This is a genomic window from Streptosporangium sandarakinum, assembly GCF_050942225.1.
Classification (GTDB): domain Bacteria; phylum Actinomycetota; class Actinomycetes; order Streptosporangiales; family Streptosporangiaceae; genus Streptosporangium; species Streptosporangium nondiastaticum.
The window spans coordinates 3,950,985-3,975,264 of record NZ_CP192034.1 but is presented as its reverse complement, the minus strand read 5'-3'; the positions used below and the strand labels follow the sequence as shown (position 1 = coordinate 3,975,264).

The following is a 24,280-nucleotide window of genomic DNA, read 5'->3' as shown; positions in this document are numbered from 1 at the left end:
GCCGGCGTCTTCCAGCCTGGACGGCTCCGAGCCAGAAGTCCAACAGATGATTCTGCTGAGATCTAGAATCAACGCTTATGGAGCTGCGTCAGCTGGAGTACTTCGTCGCCGTCGCCGAGGAGCGGAGCTTCACCCGTGCCGCCGAACGGGTGCACATCAGCCAGTCCGGCGTCAGCGCCCAGATCCGCCGGCTGGAGCGCGAGCTGGGCGCCGAGCTGTTCGACCGCTCGGCGCGCGTCGCCACCCTCACCGTCGCGGGCAAGGCCGCGCTCGAACACGCCCGCGCCGCGCTCGCCGCCGCCGGTGCGGCGGGCCGGGCGGTGGGGGAGGTGACCGGCCTCGTCCGCGGACGGCTCACCGCCGGGATGGTGGTCGGCTGCACCGTCACGCCGCTGTTCGAGGCGCTGGCCGCGTTCCACCGGGCCCACCCCGGCGTGGAGATCTCGCTGCTGGAGGACGGCTCCGACCGGCTCGCGGAGGGGGTGCGCACCGGCGCCCTCGACCTGGCGCTCGCCGGGACGGCCGCCCTCCCCGAGGGGCTGGAGACGCTGACGGTGGTCAGCGAGCGGCTCGTCGCGGCGGTCCCGGCGGACCACGCCCTGGCGGGACGGCCGCGGACGACCCTGGCCGAGTTGTGCGCGCACCCGCTCGTGTGCATGCCGCCCGGCACCGGCGTGCGCACCGTGTTCGACCGCGCCTGCGCCGCGCGGGGACTCGAACCGGCGGTCACGCTGCAGGCGAGCGCCCCCGACGCCGTCGCCGACCTCGCCGCCCGCGGGCTGGCCGTCGCCGTGCTCAGCGCCTCGATGACCGAACACCATCGCGACCGGCTCGTCGCCCTGCCCCTCGACGACGTCGAGACGCCGGCCCTGCTCGTCCTGGTGTGGAAGAGCACGTCCAACCCCGCGGTGCGCGAGCTGCTCGCGCACGCCCGCCGGGCGTTCGCCGTACCCGGGTAAGGGCCGGGCCAAGGACCCTCCGCGGCGGCGTTTCCGCACCCCGCCGCGATGATCCGGAGACCTACCATTCGATCTGCTCCGGGCTTTTCGCAGCCCGTTCTCCCACGTCGCCCCGCCGGAACGGGGAGAGCTCCGGCATATTCCTCCGGATCGGCGGCAGGTGCCGGTGGGCCGCCGCCGGGCTCGGGACGAACGACGCGGCGGCTGCACCGGACGGAGACGGACGAGGAGGCTCGCAGATGACAGACACCACGGCCGGAGCGGTGGCGACGAGACGGGAGATCGCCCTGCCGGGCACGCTCCTGGGGGTCGGGCTCGGAGGGTTCGTCGACGGGATCCTCCTGCACCAGGTCCTGCAGTGGCACCACATGCTGACCAGTACGAACACCGACAACATCGGGGTGGGGTACTACCCGGCCGACACCGTTCCGGGCCTGCGGATGAACACGCTGTGGGACGGGCTCTTCCATGTGTTCTGCTGGCTGGCGGTGCTGGTGGGCCTGAGCCTGCTGCACGCGCGGGTCACCCGCTCCAGGGGCCGGGTGTGGGGCTCGCGGATGCTGTGGGGCTGGATCCTGTTCGGCTGGGGACTGTTCAACCTCGTCGAGGGCATCATCGACCACCACGTCCTGGGCATCCACCACGTCCGCACCGACGCCTACCAGACGTGGTGGGACATCGGCTTCCTGCTGCTGGGCGTCCTGCTGATGGTCGCCGGCTGGCTGCTGCAGCGCGGCGGCCCGACGGTGGACCTCTGCCGCGACACCCCGCGTGCCACCATGGCGACGCCGTGAGCCCCACCGTGAGCCCCACCGTGTTCTCCGCCGTGATCCCCCCGGCGCACGGGACGCCCGTCGCCGCCGCGGACCTCCTCACCCGGCGGGCCGGCGACGCCTCGCTCCTGGCGCACGAGGCGCACCACGGCGGGCTCTCCGGTGCGCTGCCGGTGGCGGGCGTCGCCGTACTGCTGGCGGCGTACCTGGCGGCGGCGGCGCTGCGGCGGCGCGAGCCCAGGGGTGGAGCCGGTGGCGCACGGCGGCCTTCACCACCGGGGCCGTGCTGCTCGCCGCGGGCCTGACCGGGCCGGTCGCCGCGTTCGCCGAGACCGACTTCCGGGGGCACATGCTGCAGCACCTGCTCATCGCGATGCTCGCCCCGCTGGGGCTGGTGCTGGGCGCCCCGGTGACGCTGCTGCTGCGGTCGCTGCCCGCCGCCCGCGCGCGCCGCGTCACCGCCGTACTGCGCAGCCGTCCCGCGCACGTGCTGACCGACCCCTGGGTGGCGTTCACACTGAACGTCGGCGGCATGGCCGCGCTGTACTTCACCCCCCTGTACGGCATCGCCTGCGCCGACCCGCTGCTGCACCCGCTCGTCCACCTGCACTTCGTGCTGGCGGGCTTCCTGTTCGCCTGGGTGATCGCCGGGCCTGACCCGGCGCCGCGACGCCCCTCGGTGCCGAAGCGGCTGGTCGTGCTGGGCGTGTCGATCGCCGCGCACGCCACCCTGTCGCAACTGATGTACGCCGGGCTGTTCGTCGCCGTGACGGCCCCAGGGCCGGAGCTGCTGGGCGCCGCGGAGATCATGTACTACGGCGGCGACATCGCCGAGCTGCTGCTGGCCCTGGCGCTGGTGACGACCTGGCGGCCCGCCCGGTCGCGCGTCGCTCCGCGGAACCGCCTCACCCCCGAACCGGCCGCACCCGCCGTCTCCGGATCGTAAGCGGCCGGGACCGGTCCCCGGGGAACGACGAGACAGCGGTCGCGTCCGGGGGCCGGTGGCCGTTCCGGGGCCGGGTTCCGCACGTACGGCCGGGCGGATGATCCCGGACACACGGCCGGCGGACGATCCTCGCGACACGCCCATGCCCGAATTACTGTTTTTTTATTTCTGGAAATTGGAAAAGGCTACGCTCGTCCGGTGGTCAGGGAGGCAGGCGTGGTGACGGCATGCAAGCACTGCGGTGCGCCGATCGAGCAGCGCCCCGGGCGGGGACGCCCCCGGGCCTACTGCCCGCAGGGCGGCTGCCAGGCGATGGCCAAACGGGAGCGGGAGCTGAAGCGGGCCGCGCCGGGCCTGGAGGGCACGCTGGCGCGGGCCGAGGAGTTCTACGACCGCATGGAGAAGGGCATGGCCGCGGCGATCGCCCCGCTGGCCAAGGCCCTGTCCGACGAGCTGAGCCCGGCCGGGGTGGAGGCCAGGCTCAGCGCCGTGCAGGCCGAGGCGCACGCCCGGGTGGCGCTCGCCCACGCCGAGCGCGAGCAGGCGCTGGAACAGGTACGGCTCGCCCGCGAGGCCACCGGCCACGCCCGGCGCGAGCGCGACGCCATGGTGCGGCAGGTGGAGGAGGCCAACGCCGAGCGGGACATCGCGCTGGCCGACGCCGAGACCGCCAGGGAGCAGGCCCTGGCCGCGCTGCACGAGGCCGCCGCCACCGAGCGCCTGGCCAAGAACGCCGAACAGCAGGCCCGGCGGCGGGCCGAGCGGGCCGAGGCCGCCATGGACACGGGCGTGCGGGAGATGTCCGAGCGGGTGGAGGCGGCCGAGACCGCGGCCCGGCAGGCGCAGGCGCGGGCCGCGCACGAGCGGGAGCTGGCCGAACGGGCGCACGCCGAGCGCGACCTGGCCCGGCGGGCGGCGGCGGAGGCCGAGGAGACGCGGGCCGCCGCCGAACGGGCCGTCGCCGCCGCCGAGGCCCGCGCCCGGGTGCTGGAGGCCGAGCGGGACCGGGCGCTGGCCCGCGCCGACGAGGAGGCGCGGGCGCGGGCCAAGGCCCAGGCCGAGGCGTCCGAGGCCAGGATCAGGACGACCCGGGCGGAACGGCGGGCGGCCGACGCCGAGAAGCGGGCGGCACGCCGGGTGGCCGAGGCCGCCGACCGGGCCGCGGCCGAGGCCGCCCAGGCCCGCGCGGAGCGGGACGAGGTCCGCACCCTGCTGACCCTGGAGCAGATGAGGAGCGCGGACCTGCGCGAGCGGATCGAGGCGCTGCAGGCCGAGGCCGCGGCGCTGCGGGAGCGGGCGGTGATCGCCGAGCTGCGTGCCGCCGCCGGGGAGCGTTCGCCCGATCCGCGTTGACGGCCCGAACGGCCCGGTGAGTCGGCTTCAGCGCGGGTCGCCTCCGGGGGCCTCCCGCGGCTCGAAGTGCACGCCCGTCGCCGATGCCCGTGCGATCCGATCGACGCGCAACACCCGCCGGCCACGGTCGAGGCCGCGGCACACGAGGAACCACCGGGTCTTCCGGCCGACCATCGTGAGCAGCCCTACGAGAGATCGAAGGGGGCGGGGGAGTGGCCTTCCCAGATCCGGCGGGAGGCGTGTTCGGGGTAGGGCAGGGTCTCCGACTCGGCGTCCAGGACGCGGGTGAGCCGCTGGCCGGGTCGGTAGGCGGCCCATCCCGCGTCGCCGGTGGTGACGAAGCGGATCCATGTCTCCTTGAGCTCGCGGGCGAGCGCGATGGCCTCAGGGGTGGGCTCGTCGCCGATGAGCCGCGCGCCGATGGGGCTGTCCAGCGTGCCGAACGCCAGGGGGACGTCGAGGCTGTGGCAGGCGCCCAGGGCGCCGCCGAGGACCGGGGCGGTCCAGCGCAGTTCGAACAGATACGAGGTGCCGCCGGCTGCGGCGTTCGTCTCGGCCAGCTTCTGTGACGGCATGCGGAAGAGGGCGTCGGAGTACACCGTCTCCACCAGCTCTTCCGGGCCGGCCTGCGGAAACGCGGCACGGTACGCCTTCGCGCCGTGCGGCTGGGGGGCGAGCAGTTCCAGGGCCGCACGGGCGTCCTGCTCGGTGAAGGTGCCCTGCCGTCCGCTCATGACGCTGAACAGCCGGAACTCGTCCCGGGTGTGGCCGACGAGCAGCTCGGTCCCGCTCGCGCGCGCGCCGGCCAGCGCGGACCAGGGCGTCTCGGGGAGGACCTCGCCGTCGATGACGGGGCAAAGGGCGGTGCCGGTCTCCGTGAGCCGTCCCCAGCTCTCCCGGTGTGCATGGAGGCCGGCGTTGAAGGAGGTGAGCTCTGCGGCCAGGCGCCAGGGGTCGGTGTCGCGCAGGGCCGCGGCGGTGGGGGTCGCCGCGCCGAGCCGGTCCGCGAGCGCGGCGGTGACCTGCCGTGCCAGCGCGGGGGTGCTGTACAGCCCCGGCACCGAGTGGGCGATGGCCCGCCGGAACAGACCGCGCGCCCGCCGCATCGTGAGGAGGGCGGCGACCGACCCTGCCCCGGCGGACTGTCCGGCCACGGTGACCTGGCCGGGGTCGCCTCCGAAGGCGGCGATGTTCCGCTGTACCCACTCCAGCGCCGCGATCTGGTCGAGGAATCCGCGGTTGGGCGGCGCGTCGTCGAGGAACGCGAAGCCCTCCGCGCCCACGCGGCAGTTGACGGTCACCACGACGAGTCCCGCCTCGGCCAGCGCCGCCGGGTCGTACATCGGGTCGCTCGACGCCGCCGAGATGTAGCCGCCCACGGGGATCCACACCAGCACCGGCAGTCCTGCCGCACCCGGATCCGGAGTGCCGACGTTGAGCGTCAGCCAGTCCGTGCCCTGCGGCGGACCCGCGTCGACCGGCAGGGACGGCGGCACCACGGGGCCGAACTCCGCCGCCTGCCTCGTCCCCTCCCAGCGGTGCGGCGGGGCGGGCGCGGCGAAGCGGAGCGCTCCCACCGGGGGCTGGGCATAGGGGATGCCGCGGAACACCGCGTGCCCCTGCCGTCGGCGCCCCTGCACCACACCTTCCGTGGTCCGCACCCTTGGCTGTTCGGGCATGGCGCTTCCTTTCCCTGTCGGGCCCCAGGATTATGGGTCAACTGTATTATGTCAACTGTATTGGAAAGGCCCGGGATACGAGGAAGAGGCCGGCGATGCCGAAACAGGTGGATCACCGCGGACGCCGCGAAACGATCGCCCGCGCGCTGTGGCGGGTGGTGGGGCAGCGCGGCGTCGCGCATCTGACGATGCGCGTGGTGGCGCAGGAGGCGGGCATCTCCCTCGGGCAGCTGCAACACTATTTCGCCTCCCGGGCCGCCATGCTCTCCTTCGCCATGGACTTCGCGTCCGAGCAGACCTCGCTGCGCGTCGGCCAGGGCCTCGAGAAGCTCGGTGACCGTCCGCACCCCCGTGACGTGCTGCGGCTGACGCTCGTGGAAATGCTCCCCTTCCATGCCGACGCCCGCGCGACCAGCCGGATGAGCGCCGCCTACGTCCTGGAGGCGCTGCACGACGAGGCCGTCCACGAGCAGGCGCGCCGTGGCCTCGTCCAAGGACGGGCCCTCATCGAGCGGCTGGTCCGCCAAGCGATCGCCGACGGACACATCGACTCTGACCGCGACCCGGCGACCGAGACCAACCTGCTCCTCGCCCTCACCGGCCTCACCCCCCTGATCGAACTGGGCGTGATCGGGCCCCGGGACGCACTCGCCGCGATCGATCTGCATCTGGACAGGCTGTTCAGCGGGAACGACCGGCGTGCGTGACCCGCGCCCGCGCGCAGGAACAGGGTCGACGCTCCATCGCCGGCGATGACGCCGATGACGCCCACCCGGCTACGGCCGCCGCCGGCCGTCGCCGCAGTTCGGCCCGACCACCGGTGTGCGGGACAATCACCGGTGTGCGAGTCGGACTGCTCGGGCCGTTCGAGGTCCGGAACGGCGATGGAGCCGTGGTGGAGGTCCCCGGGACCCGGCTGCGCGCACTGCTGGCCGTACTCGCCCTCGAACCCGGACGGACCGTCACGCGTGCGAGGCTGGTCGACTGGATCTGGGGGCGACGGCCGCCCGCGGACGAGGTGAACGCCCTCCAGGCGCTGGTGTCCAGGCTGCGCAGGGTGCTGCCGGACGGCGTGATCGAGGCGGACGCCGGCGGGTACCGGCTGGCCGTGGCCCCCGACGCCGTGGACGTGTGCCGTTTCGAGCGCCTGGCCGATCAGGCCCGCGCCGCCGGGCCCGCGGCGCGGGCGGATCTGCTGCGCTCGGCCCTGGCACTGTGGCGCGGCACGGCCATGGAGGACGTCGGACTGCGCGACAGCGACGCGTTCGACGCCGCGGTCGCGCGCCTGGAAGAGCTCCGCGCCGCCGCGCTCGGGGACCGGGTGGAGGCGGACATCCGTCTCGGCCGCGGCCCGGAACTGGTCTCCGAGCTGACCGGGCTGGTCACCGCGTATCCGCTGCGAGAGGGGCTCGTGGCGGCACTGATGCGGGCCCTCGCCGAGACGGGACGCACGGCCGAGGCGCTGACCGTGTACCAGCGGACGCGCGAGCGGCTCGCCGAGGAGCTGGGCGCCGACCCGTCGGCCGGGCTCTCCGCGTTGCACACCGCTCTGCTCCGGGGCGAGCTGGGCGATCCGGGCGAGCGGGGAGAACTGGGCGAGCGGGCGGGGAACCGCAGGACGAACCTGCGCGCCGAGCTGACGAGTTTCGTCGGCAAGGACGACGACGTCTCCGCGGTCGCCGAGCTGGCCGGCAGGCACCGGCTGGTCACCCTGACGGGGGCGGGCGGCTCCGGCAAGACGAGGCTGGCCACGGAGACCGCCCGGACGATGCTCGCCGGGCTGCCGGACGGGGTGTGGCTGGTCGAACTGGCCCCGGTGCCGGCGGGCGGTGATCCGGCGCAGGCCGCCCTCGCCGCGATCGGCCTGCGCGGCCAGGGGCTGCTCGGCGGCGCGCGGGGCGGGGAGCCGATGGACCGGCTCATCGCCGCGGTCCGCGAGCGCGCGGCCCTGCTGATCCTGGACAACTGCGAGCACGTGATCGAGGCGGCCGCGGCTTTCGCGGACCGTCTCCTGGGGGAGTGCCGGAGCCTGCGGATCCTGGCCACGAGCAGGGAGCCGCTCGGCATCACCGGGGAGGTGCTGTGGCAGGTCGAGCCGCTCGCCCTGCCCGCGAAGGAGGCCGGCCCCTCCGATGCCGGGGCCTCGCCCGCGGTGCGGCTGCTGCGGGACCGCGCGGGCCTGGTGCGCAAGGACATCGGCGCGGACGCGCACACCCTGTCGGCCATGGCGCGGATCTGCCGGGCGCTCGACGGGATGCCGCTGGCGATCGAACTGGCCGCGGCACGACTGCGCACCATGTCCGTCGGCCAGCTGGCGCACCGGCTCGACGACCGGTTCCGCCTGCTGACCGGCGGCAGCCGTACGGCGCTGCCCCGGCACAGGACGCTGCGCGCGGTCGTGGACTGGAGCTGGGATCTGCTGACCGAGGCCGAACGCCGCGTGCTGCGGCGGCTCTCGGTGTTCTCCGGCGGTGCGAGCCTGGAGGCGGCCGAACGGGTGTGCGGGGACGAGACGCTCGCCGGGGAGCAGGTGCTCGACCTGCTGACCGCGCTGGTCGAGAAGTCGCTGCTGCTCGCCGAAGGCGACGGCGCGCCGCGCTACCGGATGCTCGACACCATCGGGGAGTACGCGGCGCACCGGCTCGCCGAGGCCGGGGAGACCGAGCGGACGCGCCGGGCGCACCTCGCCTGCTTCACCGAGCTGGCCGAGACGGCCGAGCCGCACCTGCGCGGGGCCGGGCAGCTGGAGTGGCTGGCCGTGCTCAGGTCCGAGCACGACAACGTCGCCGCGGCCCTGCGCCGGGCGATCGCCGAAGGATGGGCCGAGGAGGCGATGCGGCTGGTCTCGGCCGTGGGCTGGTACTGGTTCCTCAGCGGGCACCGGGCCGAGGGCGCCGAGTTGAGCGTCGCGGCGGCCTCGCTGCCCGACGAGGTGCCCGGTGCGGTGCCCGACGAGGTGCGGGCGACGGCGTATCTCATCGTGACGGTGTTCGCGACCTCCGGGCCCGGCCGCGACCAGTACCAGGCGCGGGAGTGGATCCTCCGGGCGCACCGGCTCACCCGGCGCGGCGGGCATCGCAACCCGCTGCTCGGGTTCGTCGCCCCGCTGGAGCGGATGCTGCGGGAGCCGGCGGAGTTCCTGCCCGCGTTCGAGCCGCTCATCGCCGGCGACGATCCATGGGTGCGCGCGCAGGCCAGGCTCACGCGCGGCCGGCTGCGGCTCACGCACGACGGCGACGAGACCGGCGTGGACGTCGACGCCGGGATCGCCCTGGCCGAGTTCCGCGCGCTGGGCGACCGGTCGGGGATCTCGCTGGCGCTGGCCTTTCTGGCCGATCGGCTCGCCATGCGCGGCGAGTTCGCGCGCGCGTGCGAGCACTACGAGGAGGCGGCCGTGGCGCTGACCGAGATGGGCGCGACCGAGGACGTGGTCGGCCTGCGGACGCGGCAGGCCCAGCTGCACTGGCTGCTCGGCGATGAGCGGGCCTGCGCCTCCGCCATGGCCGAGGCGCAGCGGTGCGCGGACGGGATCGCCTGGCCGGACGCGCACGTGCTCGCCGAGCTGGCGCTTTCGAAGGCGCAACTGGCGCGCTGGCGCGGCGAGCCGGACCAGGTGCGCCGGCACTTGGCGGCGGCCCGGGCGGCGCTGGGCGACGGCGGGGAACCGGGCGTCTGGCTCTGCGTTAGGGCCTCGGGCCTGTACGGCTACCTCATCGAGGATCTCGACGAGGCCCGCGCGCACTGGAGCGAGACGCTCCGCGAGACCGCGGAGACGGGGTATCCGCCGGCGATCGCCGGGGTGCTGCTCGGGATCGCGGACCTCGCGCTGCGCCGGGGAGACCACGAACAGGCCGCACGACTGCTCGCGGCGAGCGACGGCGTGCGCGGCACACCGGACCGTTCGCAGCCGGACGGCGCCAGGATCGCCGCGGAGACGCGGAGCCGCCTCGGTGAGACCGCGTTCGCCGAGGCGACCCGTGACGGCCGTCGGCGGGACTGGCGCGAGCTGGCCGAGATCACCCTCGCTCCCTGAACGCCGCGCGCGACCGCGGGCGGCCGATCGACGGGGGCCCGGCACACCGGGTGATCGCCGCCGTGACCGAGCCCGCCGGCCGGCGGCCCGCACGCGGTGGCCGTGTCAGCGGCCGTGTCAGTACGGCGACGGCCCGATGTCAGCGCGGCCGACGATGGTGGATGCCGTTGGAACCCGGGCCGAGGAGAGGAACGATCATGGAACACACCGTCACCGCGCTACCGGCCGAGCGCCGGCCCGGCTGCCCCTTCGACCCGCCGGCGGAGCTGATCGACGCCCGTAGGCACGGCCCCATCAGCCGCTACGTCTTCCCCGACGGGCACCGGGGCTGGCTGGTCACCGGATACGACCTGGTCCGGGCGGTCCTGGCCGACCCGCGGTTCAGCTCGCGCAAGGAGTTCATGCTCCACCACCCGTTCATCGACTACTCCGGCATGGAGGCCCCTCCGGCGTCCCCCGGCGAGTTCATCCTCATGGACGATCCGCAGCACAGCCGGTACCGGAAACCGCTGATGGGCAAGTTCACCGTACGGCGGATGCGCCTGCTCACCGAGCGGATCGAGCAGATCACCGCCGAGCACCTGGACGCCATGGAGAAGGCCGGGCCGCCGGCGGACCTGGTGACCGCGTTCGCCAAGCCCATCCCCGCCATCGTCATCTGTGAGCTGCTGGGGGTGCCGTACGAGGACCGGGGCTCCTTCCAGGAGCACATCGACTCGTTCCTCAACGGGGAGACGGACGAAGAGACCCTGATCACGGCCTACACCGCGACCCAGGAGTACCTCGCGGAGCTGGTGGCCGCCAAGCGCGCCGACCCGACCGACGACGTGCTCAGCGACCTCACCGACAGCGACCTGACCGACGAGGAGCTGAGGGGGATGAGCCTGATCCTGCTGGCGGCCGGGCTCGACACCACCGCGAACATGCTGGCGCTGGGCACCTTCGCGCTGCTGCGCAACCCCGGCCAGCTGGCCGCGCTGCGCGCCGATCCCGCGCTCACCGACCGGGCCGTGGAGGAGCTGCTGCGGTATCTGAGCGTCGCGAAGATGTTCATGAGGACGGCGCTGGAGGACGTCGAGCTGGGCGGCCGGACCATCGAGGCCGGTACGACGGTCGTCCTGTCGAACCACACCGCCAACCGCGACCCCGAGCGCTTCACCGACCCCCACGTGCTCGACCTCCGCAGGGAGGAGGGCGGGCACGTGGCGTTCGGACACGGCGTCCACCAGTGCCTGGGTCAGCAGCTGGCCCGCGTCGAGATGCGGGTGGCGTTCCCCGCGCTGGTCGGCCGCTTCCCGACGCTGCGCCTGGCCGTACCGGCCGAGGAGGTCTCCCTGCGCCCGGAGATCGCGGACATCTTCGGGGTGAGGAGCCTCCCGGTCACCTGGGACGCCTGACCGTCAGGCCGTCTGGCGGCCCAGGGCGCGGAGCTGGTCCGGGCTCAGCGCGGAGACGTTCTGGTCGATGGGCGACTCCGTGTACTGGTGGATCGTCCACGTCTTCCAGTCGGCCGGCGGCGTGATGGCGCCCTTGTCCATGCTGTACGCGGCCACCCACAGCGGGTACTGCTCCAGCCCCCTGCCGTAGGTCTCGGCGAAGTTCAGGCCGCTGTAGAACATCGGCGTGACGCCGGTCTTGTCCTTCACGTACGACAGCCAGGTCTTGGCCCAGGCGTTGACCTCCTCGACGGAGCGGCCGTCGGTGGCCTCCAGGTCCAGGACGAGCAGGTCGCCGCGCTTGGCGGGCTGCGCGTTCACGACGGACAGGAAGTGGTCGGCCTCGGCGATCGGGTCGTTGCCCGGGTGACCGAAGTGGTACGCCCCGCGCACGATGCCCTTCTTGCCCAGCTCGCTCCAGTGCCGGGCGAAGGAGCCGTCGCGGAATCCCGTGCCCTCGGTGGCCTTGATGATGCCGAACTGGGCGGAGCTGGCGTTCCAGTCGTACGTGGGTTCGTAGTTGGAGATGTCCAGGCCGTACGTGAGCGGATGCGCCTCCTGCTGGGAGACGTGCTGGGCGGCCGTGGCGTGCCCGGCGGACGAGGCCAGGGCCGCGGTGGGGACGGCGCCGCCGACGGCGGCACCGGCCAGGACCGTGCCCGCGAGGGCCAGGCCGAGGCGGTTTCCGAACCTGCTGATCCGGGGGTTGCGCATGGGGTGTCGACTCCTTGCTTCCATGTCGCCTACCGGGTTAGCTGACGGGTTCGGGCCTGGAAGTGCCCTACGGGCGCGCTGATGGAGGGCGTCCGATTCACCCCGGAAAGGTGGGTCCCCGGTTCCGCTGAGAAGGCGCGGATTCGGCGTCCGTACGCCGTCGGCGGGTATCGCCACAGGACGGCGTCGGGTCCGGTCAATGAAGCGGCTCTCGGGCCGCGATGACCAAAGGTATGCGCCGCCCCACGGAAAGGGCAAGTGACCTGGGGTGGAGCGGGATGCGCCGGGGTTTCCGCGGGCTCCGGACCGCCGTGGCCGCCGGGGATCCGGGCCCATGGTAAAAACTTGACGCCTCACCGCGCGGACCGGCCGGAGACCGGGCCGCCCGCCGTGGCGGCCGGGCTCCCGGGTGGTCGCCGCCGACGGCGACCCCGTCCATGACGTCCGGTCTATGGGGATTCGTGGTGTCCCCTTGGTAACAGCTCCGTAAGAGCACGCCGTTACCTGACGCGTACGGGCGGTGATGTTCGGCAGGCTGGAGGGCGGATCGGTTCCGGCGACGGGGAGGCGAGATGCAGGATGACCACGATCCGGCCCGCGGGCGCGGACCCGGTGCGGGTCCCCGCGGTCGCAGGCCGTACGGCGGGCCCCCGGACACCTCGTCCGGACCCGCCGCGTCCCCGGCCCGTCCGCCGGTCCGCCCCGCGGCCCGGTACGACGGCCCGGCGCAGAACCCCGGGGACCCCTTCGTGCACGGGTCGCTGGTGGACGCCGGCATCGCCACCTCGGCCAGGTCGCGCTCCCCGCGCGAGGAGCCGCCGCGTTCCTGGACGGGTCCGCGTCCCCGGCGCGACCGGATGCTGCGCCCCGCGCTGATCGGCGCCTTCCTGGTGGCCGCCGGGCTCGGCGTCTGGTCCTCCGGCTGGTCCCCGGTGGCCGACCGGCCCTCCGTCATGGCGGCCCAGGCGCCCGCGCCGTCGCTCGCCCCGCGCGGCACGGCGGTCGTCCACCCGCCACGGGCCGCCCGCACGCCGTCCTCCGCACCCGGCAGGGTCATGGTCGTCCGCGAGCTGAAGCCCCGTCTCGTACGGCCCCGGGCGGGCGCGGCGGAGGCGCTGGACGGCCGCGCCCGGCGGGGGAGCGGCGGCACGCCGCGGCACGCCGTACGCCGGAGGCCGCCGCGCGGGGGAGAGCGGGAACGGGGCCGGGGACCGAGGGCGTCGCGGGACCGCGGGTGGAGGGCGCAGGGCCGGGCCACCGGGAGACGCGGGACCTCCCGAACCCGCCGCGCACCCCCCGCACCCCGCACGGCCACGACCACGGGCACGGTCCGGGGTCGCCCGGCTCCGGGGCCGGGCCGCGGGACCGGGCCGACGGCGGCGCCCCCGGCGCCCCCGGCGCATCGGCCCGCGACGGTCGTGACGCCCCCGCCGGTCCCGCCGGTCCCGGCGGCCATGGCGGCCCCGGCGGCGTGGGCCTCCGGTTCGACGCCGCCTACGCCTGCCGTAACTTCCGGGAGGACGACTGGCGCCACGACTTCTGCGTCCGGGCGTGGAACGACTACCGCGGGCGCAACGGCCTCCCCTGACCCGGGGACGGTCGTGAGGGCATCGGCTCAGCGCGGCTGCCCGGAGAGGAGGGTCTCGGCCGCCTCGGTACGCGCGTAGAGCACGAACCTGCCCGACCGGTGCGCGCCGGTCAGCCCCGCCGCGCGCAGAGCGGTCAGGTGCCGCGACACCCCGGCCATGGACATACCGGTGCGCCGGCTCAACTCGGTGGTCGAGGCCGGGGCGGCCAGCTCGCCCAGCAGCATCGCCCGGGAGCGGCCGAGCACGGCCGCCAACGCCTCGGGCACCTCGGTCCGGCGGCGCTCCCACAGCGTGGCGATCCCGCGCGGCGAGTAACGCAGCGTGGGCTGCCACGGCGGGACGGTGACCGAGAAGACCCGGGGCCAGATGAAGACCGAGGGCACCAGCAGCAGCCCCCGCCCGCCCAGCCTCCGCCCGCCCGACACGTGCCGGTGCCCGACGAGCAGGGCGTCGTCCTCCCACCGGACGGTCGGGTCCAGGTCGTTGAGCAGCCGTTCCACGCCCCCCTCCGCCAGCAGCCGGGCCCGGTGCAGGATGTCGCCGTCGAGCAGGGTGCGGATGCCCGGCCAGTACGGCGCCAGCGCCACGTCCCAGTAGGCGCGGATCACCTCCGACAGCTCCGCCAGCCCGCGCGCGGGGTCCTCACGCAAGGCGGCCAGTCGGGGACCGTCCATTCCGGCGAGGTCGGCGCGGACCCGCTCGGGCGGGGTGGCGCGCATGGTGGCCAGCTCCAGATCCAAGCCGGGCGCGGTGGTGACCGGCGGCGGGCAGACGAACGCCGGGATCACCCGGGTGGGCACCGGCACCAGCTCGGCGAGCACGCCCCAGTCGACGCCCGCAGCCCGCAGCCTCGGCGTGACGGCCGAGACCCAGGGGCGGTGCAGCGGGTGCTCGCCGGGACTCCTGAGCACCCGTGTGCTCGCCACCACCTCCCACAGGGGTGAGAACGCGAACCGCGTGCAGGCCAGGTCGGCCAGCCCGAACTCCAGCCGCAGCACGCCGTACCGTTCCTCTCCACCCGCGCCCCGGCGGCTCTGCGCCGCAGCCGGAACGGTACCGTGCGCCGGCCGATTCGCTCCAGCGCGAATCGATGGAGCGGGCCGCCGGGCGGCGGCAGGGTTCGGCGCATGACGACTGTGACGACACATGGCGGCCCGGTGTTCGCCGATCCCGGCTTCCGGCGGCTGTTCGCCGCGGCGGCCGCCAGCAGGCTGGGCACCTCGGTCGGGCAGCTGGCGCTGCCGCTGGCGGCGGTGACGGCGCTCGGAGCGGGTCCCGCGGAGGTCGGGACGCTCGCGACGGCGAGCACGCTGGCGTTCCTGCTGATCGGTCTGCCCGCGGGGGCCTGGGTGGACCGGGTACGGCGGCGGCCGGTGATGGTGACGGCCGACCTGGCGCGGGCCGTACTGCTGGGATCGGTGCCGCTCGCCTGGTGGGCGGGGGCGCTGACCCTGACCCAGCTGTACGCGGTGGCACTGCTGTGCGGGGTGGCCACGGTGTTCTTCGACGTCGCCGACCAGAGCTACCTGCCGCACCTGGTCGGGCCCGGACGACTGACGGCCGCCAACACCGCGCTGGTCAGCATGGACGCGGCCAACCAGCTCGCCGGCCGGGGCGTCGGCGGTCTGCTGGTGGAGCTGCTGTCGGCCCCGGTGGCGATCGCCGTGGACGCGCTGAGCTTCCTGTGGTCGGCGCTGTGCCTGCGCTCCATCCGCCGCCCCGAGCCGCGGCCCCACCCGGCGGGGGCGAGCCTGGGCCGTGACATCGCCGAAGGGGTCCGCCTGGTGGCGCGTCATCCGATCCTGCGGGCCTTCACCGCCGAGGGCGCGCTGACGAACCTGGGCATCCAGGTCGTCCAGACGATGCTGCCCGTGCTGTTCGTCCGGGAGCCGGGACTGTCCCCGCTGTGGCTCGGCGCGTTCCTCGGCGTGGGCGGGGCCGGTTCCCTCCTCGGCTCGGCCGCCGCGCGCCGGTTGGGCCGGCGGCTGGGGGAGGGGCGGCTGATCCTGCTGACGAGCGTCGGGATCGTGCCCTTCCTGCCGCTGGTGCCGATGCTGGACGGCGGCACCGGGTTGTGGGCGGCCGGAGCCGCGTGGACGGTGCTCACCGTCAAGGTCGGCGTCAGCAACGTGATCAAGGTGAGCTACCGGCAGCGGGTCACCCCGGACCGGCTGCTGGGCCGGGTCGGGGCGACGATGCGTTTCCTGCTGACCGGGGCGCTGGCGATCGGCGCCGGGGTGTCCGGCCTGGTCGGCGAGCTGGCAGGGGTGCGGGCGGCCCTGTGGGCAGGGGTGGGCGTGCTGGCGATAAGCTGCCTGCCGATCGTGTGCTCGCCGCTGCGGGCGCTGCGCGACCTCCCGGCGGGGGAGCAGCCGGCGCGACCACACGACGCCGGCTGAGGCCGTCCCCTCGGCGGCCACCCCGTGGCCACGGAAAGTTCGAGCCGCCCCGGTGGGGTTCGGGGGCCACCCACCTTATTCATTAGGTGAGCCTATGCTAACTTTTATCGTGTAAAAGAGCTTGGATGCGGGGCTCGCTTCCCACGGTCACCTGAGGAGCCTGCCGTGCTCGCCGCATCCTCCGCATCCCCCGCGACGAACGGTCCGAGCAGCCCGCCGCGCAACCCAATCAGGTAAGCCTTCCTAACTGTCTTGGAGCCACAGTGTTCGCCAGCTATCTCATCGGCTTGCGCGAAGGGCTGGAGGGGGCGCTCGTCGTCTCCGTGCTGGTCGCCTTCCTGGTCAAAAGCGAGCGGAGAGACCGGCTCCCTTCGGTGTGGGCCGGTGTGCTCGCAGCGGTGGCGTTGTCCGTCGGTTTCGGGGCGGTGCTGACCTTCACCTCGGCCAATCTCGGCCATACGGGCCAGGAGCTCTTCGACGCGGTCGCCTCGCTGCTGGCGGTCGTCTTCGTCACGTGGATGATCTTCTGGATGCGCAGAGCCGCCCGCGCGCTGTCGAAGGAGCTGCGCGGGAAGCTCAGTGACGCCCTCGAACTGGGCTCGACCGCCGTCGTCGTCATGGCCTTCCTGGCCGTGGCGCGCGAGGGCCTGGAGACGGCGCTGCTGTTCTTCGCCTCCGCCCAGGGCGCCACCACCACCGCCCAGCCGCTGATCGGCATCAGCCTCGGCGTGCTCACCTCGGTCGCGATCGGCTACGGCCTGTACAAGTCGGCCATCAAGATCAATCTCACCAAGTTCTTCACCTGGACGGGCCTGCTGCTCATCCTCGTCGCGGCGGGCATCTTCAAGTACGGCGTGCACGACCTGCAGGAAGCGGCCATCCTGCCCGGACTGGGCACCCCGGCCTTCGACCTCAGCGCCGCGCTGCCCGCCGACTCCTGGTACGGCGCGCTGCTGTCGGGGATGTTGAACATCACCCCCCAGCCGACGGTCCTGGAGGTCATCGCCTGGGCCGCCTACCTGATCCCGGTCCTCATCCTCTTCCTGCGCCCCGCGCGTGCGCAGTTCACCCCCGCACCCGCGGCCTGAACAGGAGCGTCATGTCCACCATCGCCCGTCTCACCCTCGGCGTGCTCGCTCTGGCCACGCTCACGGCCTGCGCGACCGAGACCCCCGCCTCCGACGGCTCCGCCGCGGAGCGGAAGTCGCCGGGAAAGGTCACCGTCGCCGCCACCGACACCGAGTGCAAGGTGGCCGTCTCCGAGATCGCCGCGGGAACCAGCACCTTCGCCATCACCAACGGCGGCAGCAAGGTCACCGAGTTCTACGTGTACGCGCCCGGCGACCGGGTGATGGCCGAGATGGAGAACATCGTGCCCGGCCTGACCCGCGAACTCATCGCCGAGCTGCCGGCCGGCACCTATGAGACGGCCTGCAAGCCCGGCATGGTCGGCAAGGGCATCCGCAACGCGCTGAAGGTGACCGGCGAGCACACGCCGCTCGACGCCGACGCCAAGCTCGCCGAGGCGACGAAGAGCTACAAGCGCTACATCGAGAGCCAGAGCGACACGCTGCTGGTCAAGACGCAGGAGTTCGTGGACGCGGTCAAGGCCGGCGACATCGGCAAGGCGAAGGAGCTCTACCCGGTCTCGCGGACGTACTGGGAGCGCATCGAGCCGGTCGCGGAGATCTTCGGCGACCTCGACCCGGCCATCGACGCCCGCGAGGCCGACCTGGCCGAAGGCGAGGAGTGGACCGGCTATCACAGGATCGAGAAGGACCTGTGGGTCGGCAAGGACATCAGCAAGGACGGGCCCATCGCGGACAAGCTGCTCGCCGACGTCAAGACCATCGTCGCCAAGGCCGGCACCGCCCAGCTCACCCCGCTCAACCTGGCCAACGGCGCCAAGGGACTGCTCGACGAGGTCGCCACCGGTAAGATCACCGGCGAGGAGGACATCTGGTCGCACACCGACCTGTGGGACTTCGACGCCAACCTGCAGGGCTCCAAGGCGGCCGTCCAGTCGCTGCGCCCGGTGCTGGAGGAGCGCGCCCCCGACCTGGTCAAGACGCTGGACGAGAAGTTCACGGCGGCCGAGACCACGCTGGGCGCACACCGGAAGGGCGACGGCTGGCGACTGCACAACGAGCTGTCCAAGGCGGAGCTGAAGGCCCTTTCCGATGCCATCAACGCGCTGGCCGAGCCGATCAGCAGGATCGCGCCGATCGTGGCGAAGTAGCGCGAGGAGAAGAAGTCCCAGGAGAAGAGAAGTGATGTCATGAGCGAGCGGATCAGCCGCCGGACGGTGTTCGGCCTCGGCGCGGCCGGGCTCGCGGCGGCGGCGGGCGCCGGCGCTCTCGCGACCCGCTCGGCGCCGCAGCAGCCGACGACCGCGCACGCCCCCTCTCCCTCCGACCCCTTCCCGTTCTACGGCCCACACCAGGCGGGCATCGTCACGCCCGCCCAGGACCGGCTGCACTTCGTCTCCTTCGACGTGACCACCACGAAGAAGGCGGAACTGGTGTCGCTGCTGCAGGAGTGGACGGCCGCGGCCGCCCGGCTCACGCAGGGCAAGGAGGCCGGTTCCTTCGGCGCGGCCGGCGGCGACCCCGAGGCGGCGCCGGACGACACGGGCGAGGCGCTGGGACTGCCGGCCTCGGGCCTGACGCTGACGATCGGGTTCGGCCCGACGCTGTTCGACGACCGCTTCGGTCTGGCGGCGCAACGGCCCGCCGCGCTGGCCGACCTGCCGAAGTTCCCGGGTGAGCGGCTCATCCCGGAGATCTCGGGCGGTGACATCTGCGTGCAGGCCTGCGCCCACGATCCGCAGGTCGCCGTGCACGCCATCCGCAACCTGGCCAGGATCGGCTTCGGCCGGGTCTCCGTACGCTGGTCGCAGCTCGGCTTCGGCCGGACCTCATCCACCTCGCGGGCCCAGGCGACTCCGCGCAACCTGATGGGGTTCAAGGACGGCACCGCCAACATGAAGCTGGAGGACACCGAACTGCTGCGCGACCAGCTCTGGGCGGCGGAGCAGGACGGCAGTGCGTGGATGGCGGGCGGCAGCTACCTGGTGACCAGGAAGATCCGCATGAACATCGAGACCTGGGACCGTGCCTCGCTGCGGGAGCAGGAGGACATCTTCGGGCGGGACAAGGGCGAGGGCGCCCCGCTGGGCAAGAAGCAGGAGTTCGACGCGGCGGACTTCGCGGCCCGGCGGCCGGACGGCCAGCCGTACATCGCGGAGAGGTCCCACGTACGGCTGGCGCACCCCAGCTCGCACGGCAACGCTCACCTGCTGCGGCGGGGCTACAACTACGTCGACGGCTCCGACGGGCTCGGGCGGCTGGACGCGGGGCTGTTCTTCATCGCCTACCAGCGGGACGTGCGCAAGCAGTTCGTGCCGATCCAGATGGGCCTGGCGAAGAACGATCTGCTGAACGAGTACATCCAGCACGTCTCCAGCGGCCTGTTCGCCTGCCCGCCGGGAGTCCAGGACGCGGGCGACTACTGGGGACGCTCGCTGTTCGGCTGACCGGCGGCGACCGCTTCGCGCACCGGGCGAGCGCCGGCTCCGGCCGGAGCCGGCGCTCGCCCGGATCGTCTCACGCGAAGTATCCGCGCGCGACCATGTCGGTCGTGACCAGGATGGCGATCGCCTCGGCGGCCAGCAGGGCCACCAGCACCACGAGCTGCACGATCCCGGCCTGGATCGGGCTGGCTCCGCCGAGCAGCATCCCCACGAAGGCGCCGGGCAGCGTGACCAGCCCCACGGTCCTGGTCTGGTCCAGGGCGGGCATCAGAGCCTGGTTCGCCGCCGGGCGGCAGATCTCCAGCGCCGCGTCCCTCGGCGGGAGGCCCAGCGCGAGCGCCGCCTCCACCTCGCCCCTGCGCTGCTTGAGCTCGTCGACGGCCCGTCGGCCGGCCAGCGAGGTGGCGGTCATACAGCCGCCCAGCAGTATGCCCGCGATGGGGATCACCACGATCGCGTCCATGGCGACCACTCCGGTGGCGGCCAGCAGGGCGAGCACCGGCGCGGTGCCCGCGGCGACCGGCACCGCCGCCCACCAGGCCGATCGGCTCGGCGTGATGCGCCGGCCGGCGGTGAGGGCGGCGACGCCGTACATGAGCAGGATGAACCCGGCGGTGGCCGCGGAATAGCCGATCACCCAGGTGATCAGGAGGGAGACGGCGCCGAGTTGCACGGCCGCCCGCAGGCAGGCGGTCAGCACCGCCCGCCCGTGGCCGAGGCGGCCCAGCCACGCCACGAGGGATCCCACGGCGACCAGGGCCGCCAGAGCCACGGGCAGGGCGGAGGTCATGGTGATCAGAGATGAGGAACGCACAGCCGGTAGTGTCCCGCCGCGAACCGGCTCGATCACGCGAACTCTCGATTGCCGCCCTTCATCTCATGGCAGGGCGGCCGCCATCGCCCGCAGCCAAGGTCCTGGCCCGGCCGGCCGCCAAATGGGAGCGTCATCGGCTAAGCCGGCCGTCGCCTCACGTTGGTGGATCTCATCAGCGCGCAGCTCTGCGGCCTGCTGACGGTACTCGGCAGCCTCGGCGACCTTCTGCCGACGGTAAGCGACGACCAGGGCGACAACACCACCGATGTCGGCGACCACGGCGAAGGACAGTTTCAGCAGATCCGGTAGCCGGGCCAGCGGGATACCGCTCTGGCCGACCGGAGCGAGCACGGGAAAGCCCAAGGCCCACAGCGCGCCGGCGAACAGGCCGACGCTGAGCAGCACCGAGCCGATCAGGGCCAGGGCGAGGACCGGGCCGATCCGGGCAAGCCGCAGGCCTTCGCCAGTGGTGGTCTGCGCGGGATTCGTACCAGGCGAGGTGGGGACGGGTTCGTCCCGGTTGGCCACGAGCGATGCCGGCTAGGTGACGATGCCAGTAACGGGTTCGTGACACCTTGGCGCGCTGTCGGCCGCAAACGGCAATCTTGGAAGGGTGTCGACATCTCCCTCCCCGCAGCCCCCGAGCGCACCGCCGGCATCGGTTCGGCATCGCCGACGCCGGGTGGTGACGGCCGTGGTCGTGACCGTGTCGGTGCCGGCGCTGGCCGCCGGGCTGGTGGGGTTCTTCGCCGATCCGCTGCACCTGCCCGATGCGGTGCTGGACGTGCTGGACAAGCGGGCCAGCGTGCTGAGCCTGTTCGTCGGCATCGCGGGCCTGGCGGTGGCCGGAGTAGGTTTGCTGGCCCAGCTGCGTCAACAGGCCCCGCCGCCTTCTGATGCGCCCGCCGTGCCTTCCGTCCCCTCCTCGGGGCCGGGGTCGCCGGTGGTGGGCGGGGCGATGTCGGGCGGCATGGTCGTCGGGCAGGTCTCCGGCGGTACGGTGACCGGCCCGGGCGGCGCCGTGGCCGGTGGAGATCGGGCGGTGGCCGTCGCCGGTGACCTCACCGCCGGGATGCTCATCACCGGTGACGGAACCACGGTCACCACGACGACCGCCGAGGCGCGCCCGCCGCTGCCGCCCGTGAACGCGGTGGAGGTGCCGGTGGCCGGACTGACCGGGCTGCCGCGCCGCCCGGCGGGAGTGTTCGTCGGCCGGGCAGAGCAACTGGAGCATCTGGAGGCGGCGCTGCGCTCCGGCCCCGGGGTGATCACCCAGGCGGTGGTCGGGCTGGGCGGGATCGGCAAGAGCGAGCTGGCCCTGCAGTACGCCCATCGGCACCGGGACGCCTATCGGCTGGTGTGGTGGATCGCCGCCGACACTCCGGAGCGTATCCGGGCCGGGCTGGCCGGGCTGTGCCGCGCATTGTGCGCGGGCGTGGCCTCCGGCTCCGCGGCCCAGGCGCCGGCCGAGGAGGCCGAGGCCTGGGCGCTGGCCTGGCTGGCCGCCCATGACGACTGGCTGGTGATCTTCGACAATGCCGAGGACACCGAGGACCTGCAGCCTTACCTTGGCCGCCTGCGCAGCGGGCACGTGCTGGTCACCAGCCGCCGCGCCGTCGGCTGGCGCGACGTCGGCGAGGTGCTGCGGCTGGAGGTGCTGCCGCGGGCCGAGGCGGTGGAGCTGCTGCTGGAGATGATCGGCGCCGAGACCCCGGTCGACCGGGCGACGGCTGAGGAGCTGGCAGCGGAGCTGGGGGAGCTGCCGCTGGCCCTCAAGCAGGCCGGCGCCTACATCGCCGCCACCCCCGGCATGGATCCGACCGCCTACCTGGACCTGCTGCGCACCACCCCGGCGCGGGCACTGAGCGCCGACCCACGGCACGACACGGCGACCGACCGGGTCGTCACCCGGGTCTGGCAGGTGACGTGCGCACGGATCGAGCGGATCGACCCGCGGGCGATGCGGCTGTTGCGGATACTGGCCTGCTACGCCCCCGACGACCTGCCGTGTGAAGCGCTGACCGGATTCGAGGACGCCGACGCGGCCGCCATCGCCGACGCACTGGGCGTACTGGCTTCCTACAGCATGATCAACCGGTCGCGGGACGGGCGGGCGGTGAGCGTCCACCGCCTGGTCCAGGCCGTCACCCTGGCCACCCTGCCCGATGACGTCCGTACTGCTGCCCGCGCCGTCGCCGCCGGCCTGCTGCAGGCCGCACTGCCCGACGGCCCCGAGCACATCTCCTCCTGGTCTGCCTACGCCCGGCTGCTGCCGCATGCCCAGGCCGTCCTGGACGCCGGCTCCGACGCCATGGATGCGGTCCTCCGCTACCTGCACGCCAGCGGCGACTACCGCACCGCCCGGACCCTGCAACACCGCCGCTACATCGCGCTGAACCACGCCCTCGGACCTGAACACCCGAAGACGCTGGGCGCCCAGGCCAACCTGGCGTTCTTTACGGGGAGGGCGGGAAATGCGGCAGGTGCCCGGGACCAACTCACGGCGCTGCTGCCGGTATTCGAACGGGTAGCGGGTCCGAAGCATCCCGGAACGCTGATCGTCCAGATCCACCTCGTAGCTGCGACGGAGGAGGCGGGGGATGCGGCCGGTGCCCGGGATCGATACGCGGCCCTGGTACCAGTCGCCGAGCGGGTACTGGGTCCGGAGCATCCGGAGACGCTGGCGGCCCGAGCCAATCTGGCGTCCTGGACGGGGCAGATGGGGAATGCGGCAGGTGCCCGGGACCAACTCACGGCGCTGCTGCCGGTGTTCGAACGGGTAGTGGGCCCGGAGCATCCGGACACGCTGGCGGCCCGAGCCAATCTGGCGTCCTGGACGGGCAATGCGGGGGACGCGGCAGGTGCCCGGGACCAACTCACGGCGCTGCTGCCGGTATTCGAACGGGTACTGGGCCCGGAGCATCCGGAGACGTTGACGGCCCGGGGCAATCTGGCGTCCTGGACGGGCAATGCGGGGGACGCGGCAGGTGCCCGGGACCAACTCGCGGCGTTGCTGCCGGTATTCGAACGGGTACTGGGTCCAAAGCATCCGGGCACGCTGATGGCCCGGGCCGGCCTGGCGTTCTGGACGGGAAAGGCGGGGGACATGGCCGGTGCCCGGAATCGGTACGCAGCTCTGGTGCCGGTACTTGAGCGGGTGCTGGGTCCGGAGCGTCCGGGCACACTGACCGCCCGGGCCAACCTCGCGGCTGTGACGGGGGAAACGGGGGATGCGGCCGGTGCCCGGGACCAGTACGAGGTGTTACTCCCGGTGTTCGAGCGGGTAATGGGTCCGAAGCATCCAGACACGCTAGCCGCCCGGGCCGGCCTTGCCCGGTGGACGAAGGAGGCTGAGGAGCGTCTCTGAAACGGTGGCGAGGTGACCGCCCTCACCCGCACGGCCGCCGCGCCGTCCAACGCGATCCGGATCGGCTATGCCCGTGTCTCCACTCGCGCCCAGGACCACCTGCTGCAGATGGAGGCCCTCGCAGTCGTGCACTGCCGCGAGGCCGTCGAGGAGACCGCCAGCACCCGAAAGGACCGGCCCGAGCCGGCCGCGACCGTGACGCGGATGCGCGCCGGCGACACCCTGGTCATCTAAAGCCCGGCCGGATCGCCCGAAGCGTGAAGGAGCTGCTGGTCTTCCTCGAAGATGAGCTCGCCCCGCGCGGCATCAACCTGGAGATCCTGAGCGGCATCTGCGCCAGCCTCCACCGGCCCGGCGGGCAGACGGTCGCCGACAAGATGCTCTTCATGGTCGCGGCCATGGCCGCGGAGATGGAACGCGACCTGATCCGCGAACGCATCCTTGACGGCCTGGCCGCCGCGGCCGCCCATGGCCGCAAAGGCGGCCGGCCCCCAGCGGTCAGCGACGACGTCCTGGCCGCCGCCCGCGCCCGGCGGGCCCGCGGCCAGTCCGTCACCACGATCGCCGAAGCCCTCGGCGTGGGACGCTCCACGCTGTATCGGGCCCTGGAAGACGACGGCTCATGACCCCACAGGATCAGCCGAGGGCCTACAGCGGATCATCGACGGCGACATGTCGATGTGCGC

General features: G+C 73.5%; 21 protein-coding genes and 1 riboswitch. Of the genes, 16 read left to right on the top strand and 5 right to left on the bottom strand.

What is annotated here, in order from left to right; translation table 11 throughout:
* Window positions 1-77: 77 nt before the first annotated feature.
* The 5 genes from ACQP10_RS18365 to ACQP10_RS18345 all read left to right on the top strand — a co-directional run bounded on the left by ACQP10_RS18365 (window position 78) and on the right by ACQP10_RS18345 (window position 4,031).
* On the top strand, window positions 78-959 hold the full coding sequence (locus ACQP10_RS18365; protein ID WP_433541794.1) for a LysR family transcriptional regulator: 882 nt from the start codon (window positions 78-80) through the stop codon (window positions 957-959).
* Between the two features lie 239 nt (window positions 960-1,198).
* Window positions 1,199-1,753, top strand: coding sequence for a DUF2243 domain-containing protein (locus ACQP10_RS18360; protein WP_433541793.1), 555 nt, complete (start codon window positions 1,199-1,201; stop codon window positions 1,751-1,753).
* The gene (locus ACQP10_RS18355) at window positions 1,750-2,037 is read left to right on the top strand and encodes a hypothetical protein (RefSeq protein ID WP_433541792.1); all 288 of its coding nucleotides are present in this window, start codon (window positions 1,750-1,752) and stop codon (window positions 2,035-2,037) included. The genes ACQP10_RS18360 and ACQP10_RS18355 overlap by 4 nt, the downstream gene beginning before the upstream one ends.
* Complete coding sequence (locus tag ACQP10_RS18350; protein WP_433541791.1) at window positions 2,016-2,678, top strand: cytochrome c oxidase assembly protein; 663 nt, start codon at window positions 2,016-2,018, stop codon at window positions 2,676-2,678. The genes ACQP10_RS18355 and ACQP10_RS18350 overlap by 22 nt, the downstream gene beginning before the upstream one ends.
* Before the next feature lie 198 nt (window positions 2,679-2,876).
* Window positions 2,877-4,031: a hypothetical protein gene (locus tag ACQP10_RS18345; protein ID WP_346021514.1), complete on the top strand. Its 1,155-nt coding sequence runs from the start codon at window positions 2,877-2,879 to the stop codon at window positions 4,029-4,031.
* 185 nt (window positions 4,032-4,216) lie between these two features.
* On the opposite strand, the gene ACQP10_RS18340 is transcribed toward ACQP10_RS18345, so the two are convergent.
* Window positions 4,217-5,710: a carboxylesterase/lipase family protein gene (locus ACQP10_RS18340; RefSeq protein ID WP_392571880.1), complete on the bottom strand. Its 1,494-nt coding sequence runs from the start codon at window positions 5,708-5,710 to the stop codon at window positions 4,217-4,219.
* A 95-nt stretch (window positions 5,711-5,805) separates the two neighbouring features.
* On the opposite strand from ACQP10_RS18340, the gene ACQP10_RS18335 reads away from it, so the two are divergent.
* From ACQP10_RS18335 to ACQP10_RS18325, 3 genes are all read left to right on the top strand, one after another.
* Window positions 5,806-6,417: a TetR/AcrR family transcriptional regulator gene (locus tag ACQP10_RS18335; protein WP_346021516.1), complete on the top strand. Its 612-nt coding sequence runs from the start codon at window positions 5,806-5,808 to the stop codon at window positions 6,415-6,417.
* Between the two features lie 134 nt (window positions 6,418-6,551).
* On the top strand, window positions 6,552-9,743 hold the full coding sequence (locus ACQP10_RS18330; RefSeq protein ID WP_433541790.1) for a BTAD domain-containing putative transcriptional regulator: 3,192 nt from the start codon (window positions 6,552-6,554) through the stop codon (window positions 9,741-9,743).
* A gap of 197 nt (window positions 9,744-9,940) precedes the next feature.
* On the top strand, window positions 9,941-11,140 hold the full coding sequence (locus ACQP10_RS18325; protein WP_433541789.1) for a cytochrome P450: 1,200 nt from the start codon (window positions 9,941-9,943) through the stop codon (window positions 11,138-11,140).
* Window positions 11,141-11,143: 3 nt separating this feature from the next.
* Here ACQP10_RS18325 and ACQP10_RS18320 read toward each other — a convergent pair whose 3' ends face one another.
* Window positions 11,144-11,893, bottom strand: a complete 750-nt coding sequence (locus tag ACQP10_RS18320; RefSeq protein WP_346021519.1) for a glycoside hydrolase family 25 protein — start codon at window positions 11,891-11,893, stop codon at window positions 11,144-11,146.
* Window positions 11,894-11,904: 11 nt separating this feature from the next.
* Window positions 11,905-12,052, bottom strand: a riboswitch (cyclic di-AMP (ydaO/yuaA leader).
* 1,075 nt (window positions 12,053-13,127) lie between these two features.
* Here ACQP10_RS18320 and ACQP10_RS18315 point away from each other — a divergent pair.
* Window positions 13,128-13,481 (top strand): hypothetical protein, encoded by a 354-nt coding sequence (locus ACQP10_RS18315; protein ID WP_433541788.1) that lies wholly within the window; start codon window positions 13,128-13,130, stop codon window positions 13,479-13,481.
* A gap of 27 nt (window positions 13,482-13,508) precedes the next feature.
* On the opposite strand, the gene ACQP10_RS18310 is transcribed toward ACQP10_RS18315, so the two are convergent.
* Window positions 13,509-14,480 (bottom strand): ArsR/SmtB family transcription factor, encoded by a 972-nt coding sequence (locus ACQP10_RS18310; RefSeq protein WP_346021521.1) that lies wholly within the window; start codon window positions 14,478-14,480, stop codon window positions 13,509-13,511.
* 129 nt (window positions 14,481-14,609) lie between these two features.
* Here ACQP10_RS18310 and ACQP10_RS18305 point away from each other — a divergent pair, with 129 nt between their 5' ends.
* From ACQP10_RS18305 to efeB, 4 genes are all read left to right on the top strand, one after another.
* Window positions 14,610-15,881: an MFS transporter gene (locus tag ACQP10_RS18305; protein WP_433541787.1), complete on the top strand. Its 1,272-nt coding sequence runs from the start codon at window positions 14,610-14,612 to the stop codon at window positions 15,879-15,881.
* A 263-nt stretch (window positions 15,882-16,144) separates the two neighbouring features.
* On the top strand, window positions 16,145-16,969 hold the full coding sequence (gene efeU, locus ACQP10_RS18300; RefSeq protein ID WP_346021523.1) for an iron uptake transporter permease EfeU: 825 nt from the start codon (window positions 16,145-16,147) through the stop codon (window positions 16,967-16,969).
* Window positions 16,970-16,980: 11 nt separating this feature from the next.
* A complete protein-coding gene (gene efeO / locus ACQP10_RS18295) occupies window positions 16,981-18,120 on the top strand; it encodes an iron uptake system protein EfeO (protein WP_346021524.1) in 1,140 nt (379 codons plus the stop codon).
* A 39-nt stretch (window positions 18,121-18,159) separates the two neighbouring features.
* A complete protein-coding gene (gene efeB, locus ACQP10_RS18290) occupies window positions 18,160-19,416 on the top strand; it encodes an iron uptake transporter deferrochelatase/peroxidase subunit (RefSeq protein WP_346021525.1) in 1,257 nt (418 codons plus the stop codon).
* Window positions 19,417-19,486: 70 nt separating this feature from the next.
* On the opposite strand, the gene ACQP10_RS18285 is transcribed toward efeB, so the two are convergent.
* Both ACQP10_RS18285 and ACQP10_RS18280 read right to left on the bottom strand, forming a co-directional pair.
* Window positions 19,487-20,227 (bottom strand): ABC transporter permease, encoded by a 741-nt coding sequence (locus ACQP10_RS18285; RefSeq protein ID WP_390001984.1) that lies wholly within the window; start codon window positions 20,225-20,227, stop codon window positions 19,487-19,489.
* 63 nt (window positions 20,228-20,290) lie between these two features.
* On the bottom strand, window positions 20,291-20,755 hold the full coding sequence (locus ACQP10_RS18280; RefSeq protein ID WP_433541786.1) for a hypothetical protein: 465 nt from the start codon (window positions 20,753-20,755) through the stop codon (window positions 20,291-20,293).
* Window positions 20,756-20,921: 166 nt separating this feature from the next.
* Here ACQP10_RS18280 and ACQP10_RS18275 point away from each other — a divergent pair, with 166 nt between their 5' ends.
* Genes ACQP10_RS18275 through ACQP10_RS18265 form a run of 3 tightly spaced genes read left to right on the top strand, consistent with a single transcriptional unit; the run spans window position 20,922 to window position 24,220 of the window.
* The gene (locus ACQP10_RS18275) at window positions 20,922-23,594 is read left to right on the top strand and encodes a tetratricopeptide repeat protein (protein ID WP_433541785.1); all 2,673 of its coding nucleotides are present in this window, start codon (window positions 20,922-20,924) and stop codon (window positions 23,592-23,594) included.
* Between the two features lie 12 nt (window positions 23,595-23,606).
* A complete protein-coding gene (locus ACQP10_RS18270; RefSeq protein WP_390001978.1) occupies window positions 23,607-23,828 on the top strand; it encodes a recombinase family protein in 222 nt (73 codons plus the stop codon).
* A complete protein-coding gene (locus ACQP10_RS18265; protein ID WP_433541915.1) occupies window positions 23,726-24,220 on the top strand; it encodes a helix-turn-helix domain-containing protein in 495 nt (164 codons plus the stop codon). Before ACQP10_RS18270 ends, ACQP10_RS18265 begins: the two co-directional genes overlap by 103 nt.
* The last annotated feature ends 60 nt before the right edge of the window (window positions 24,221-24,280 follow it).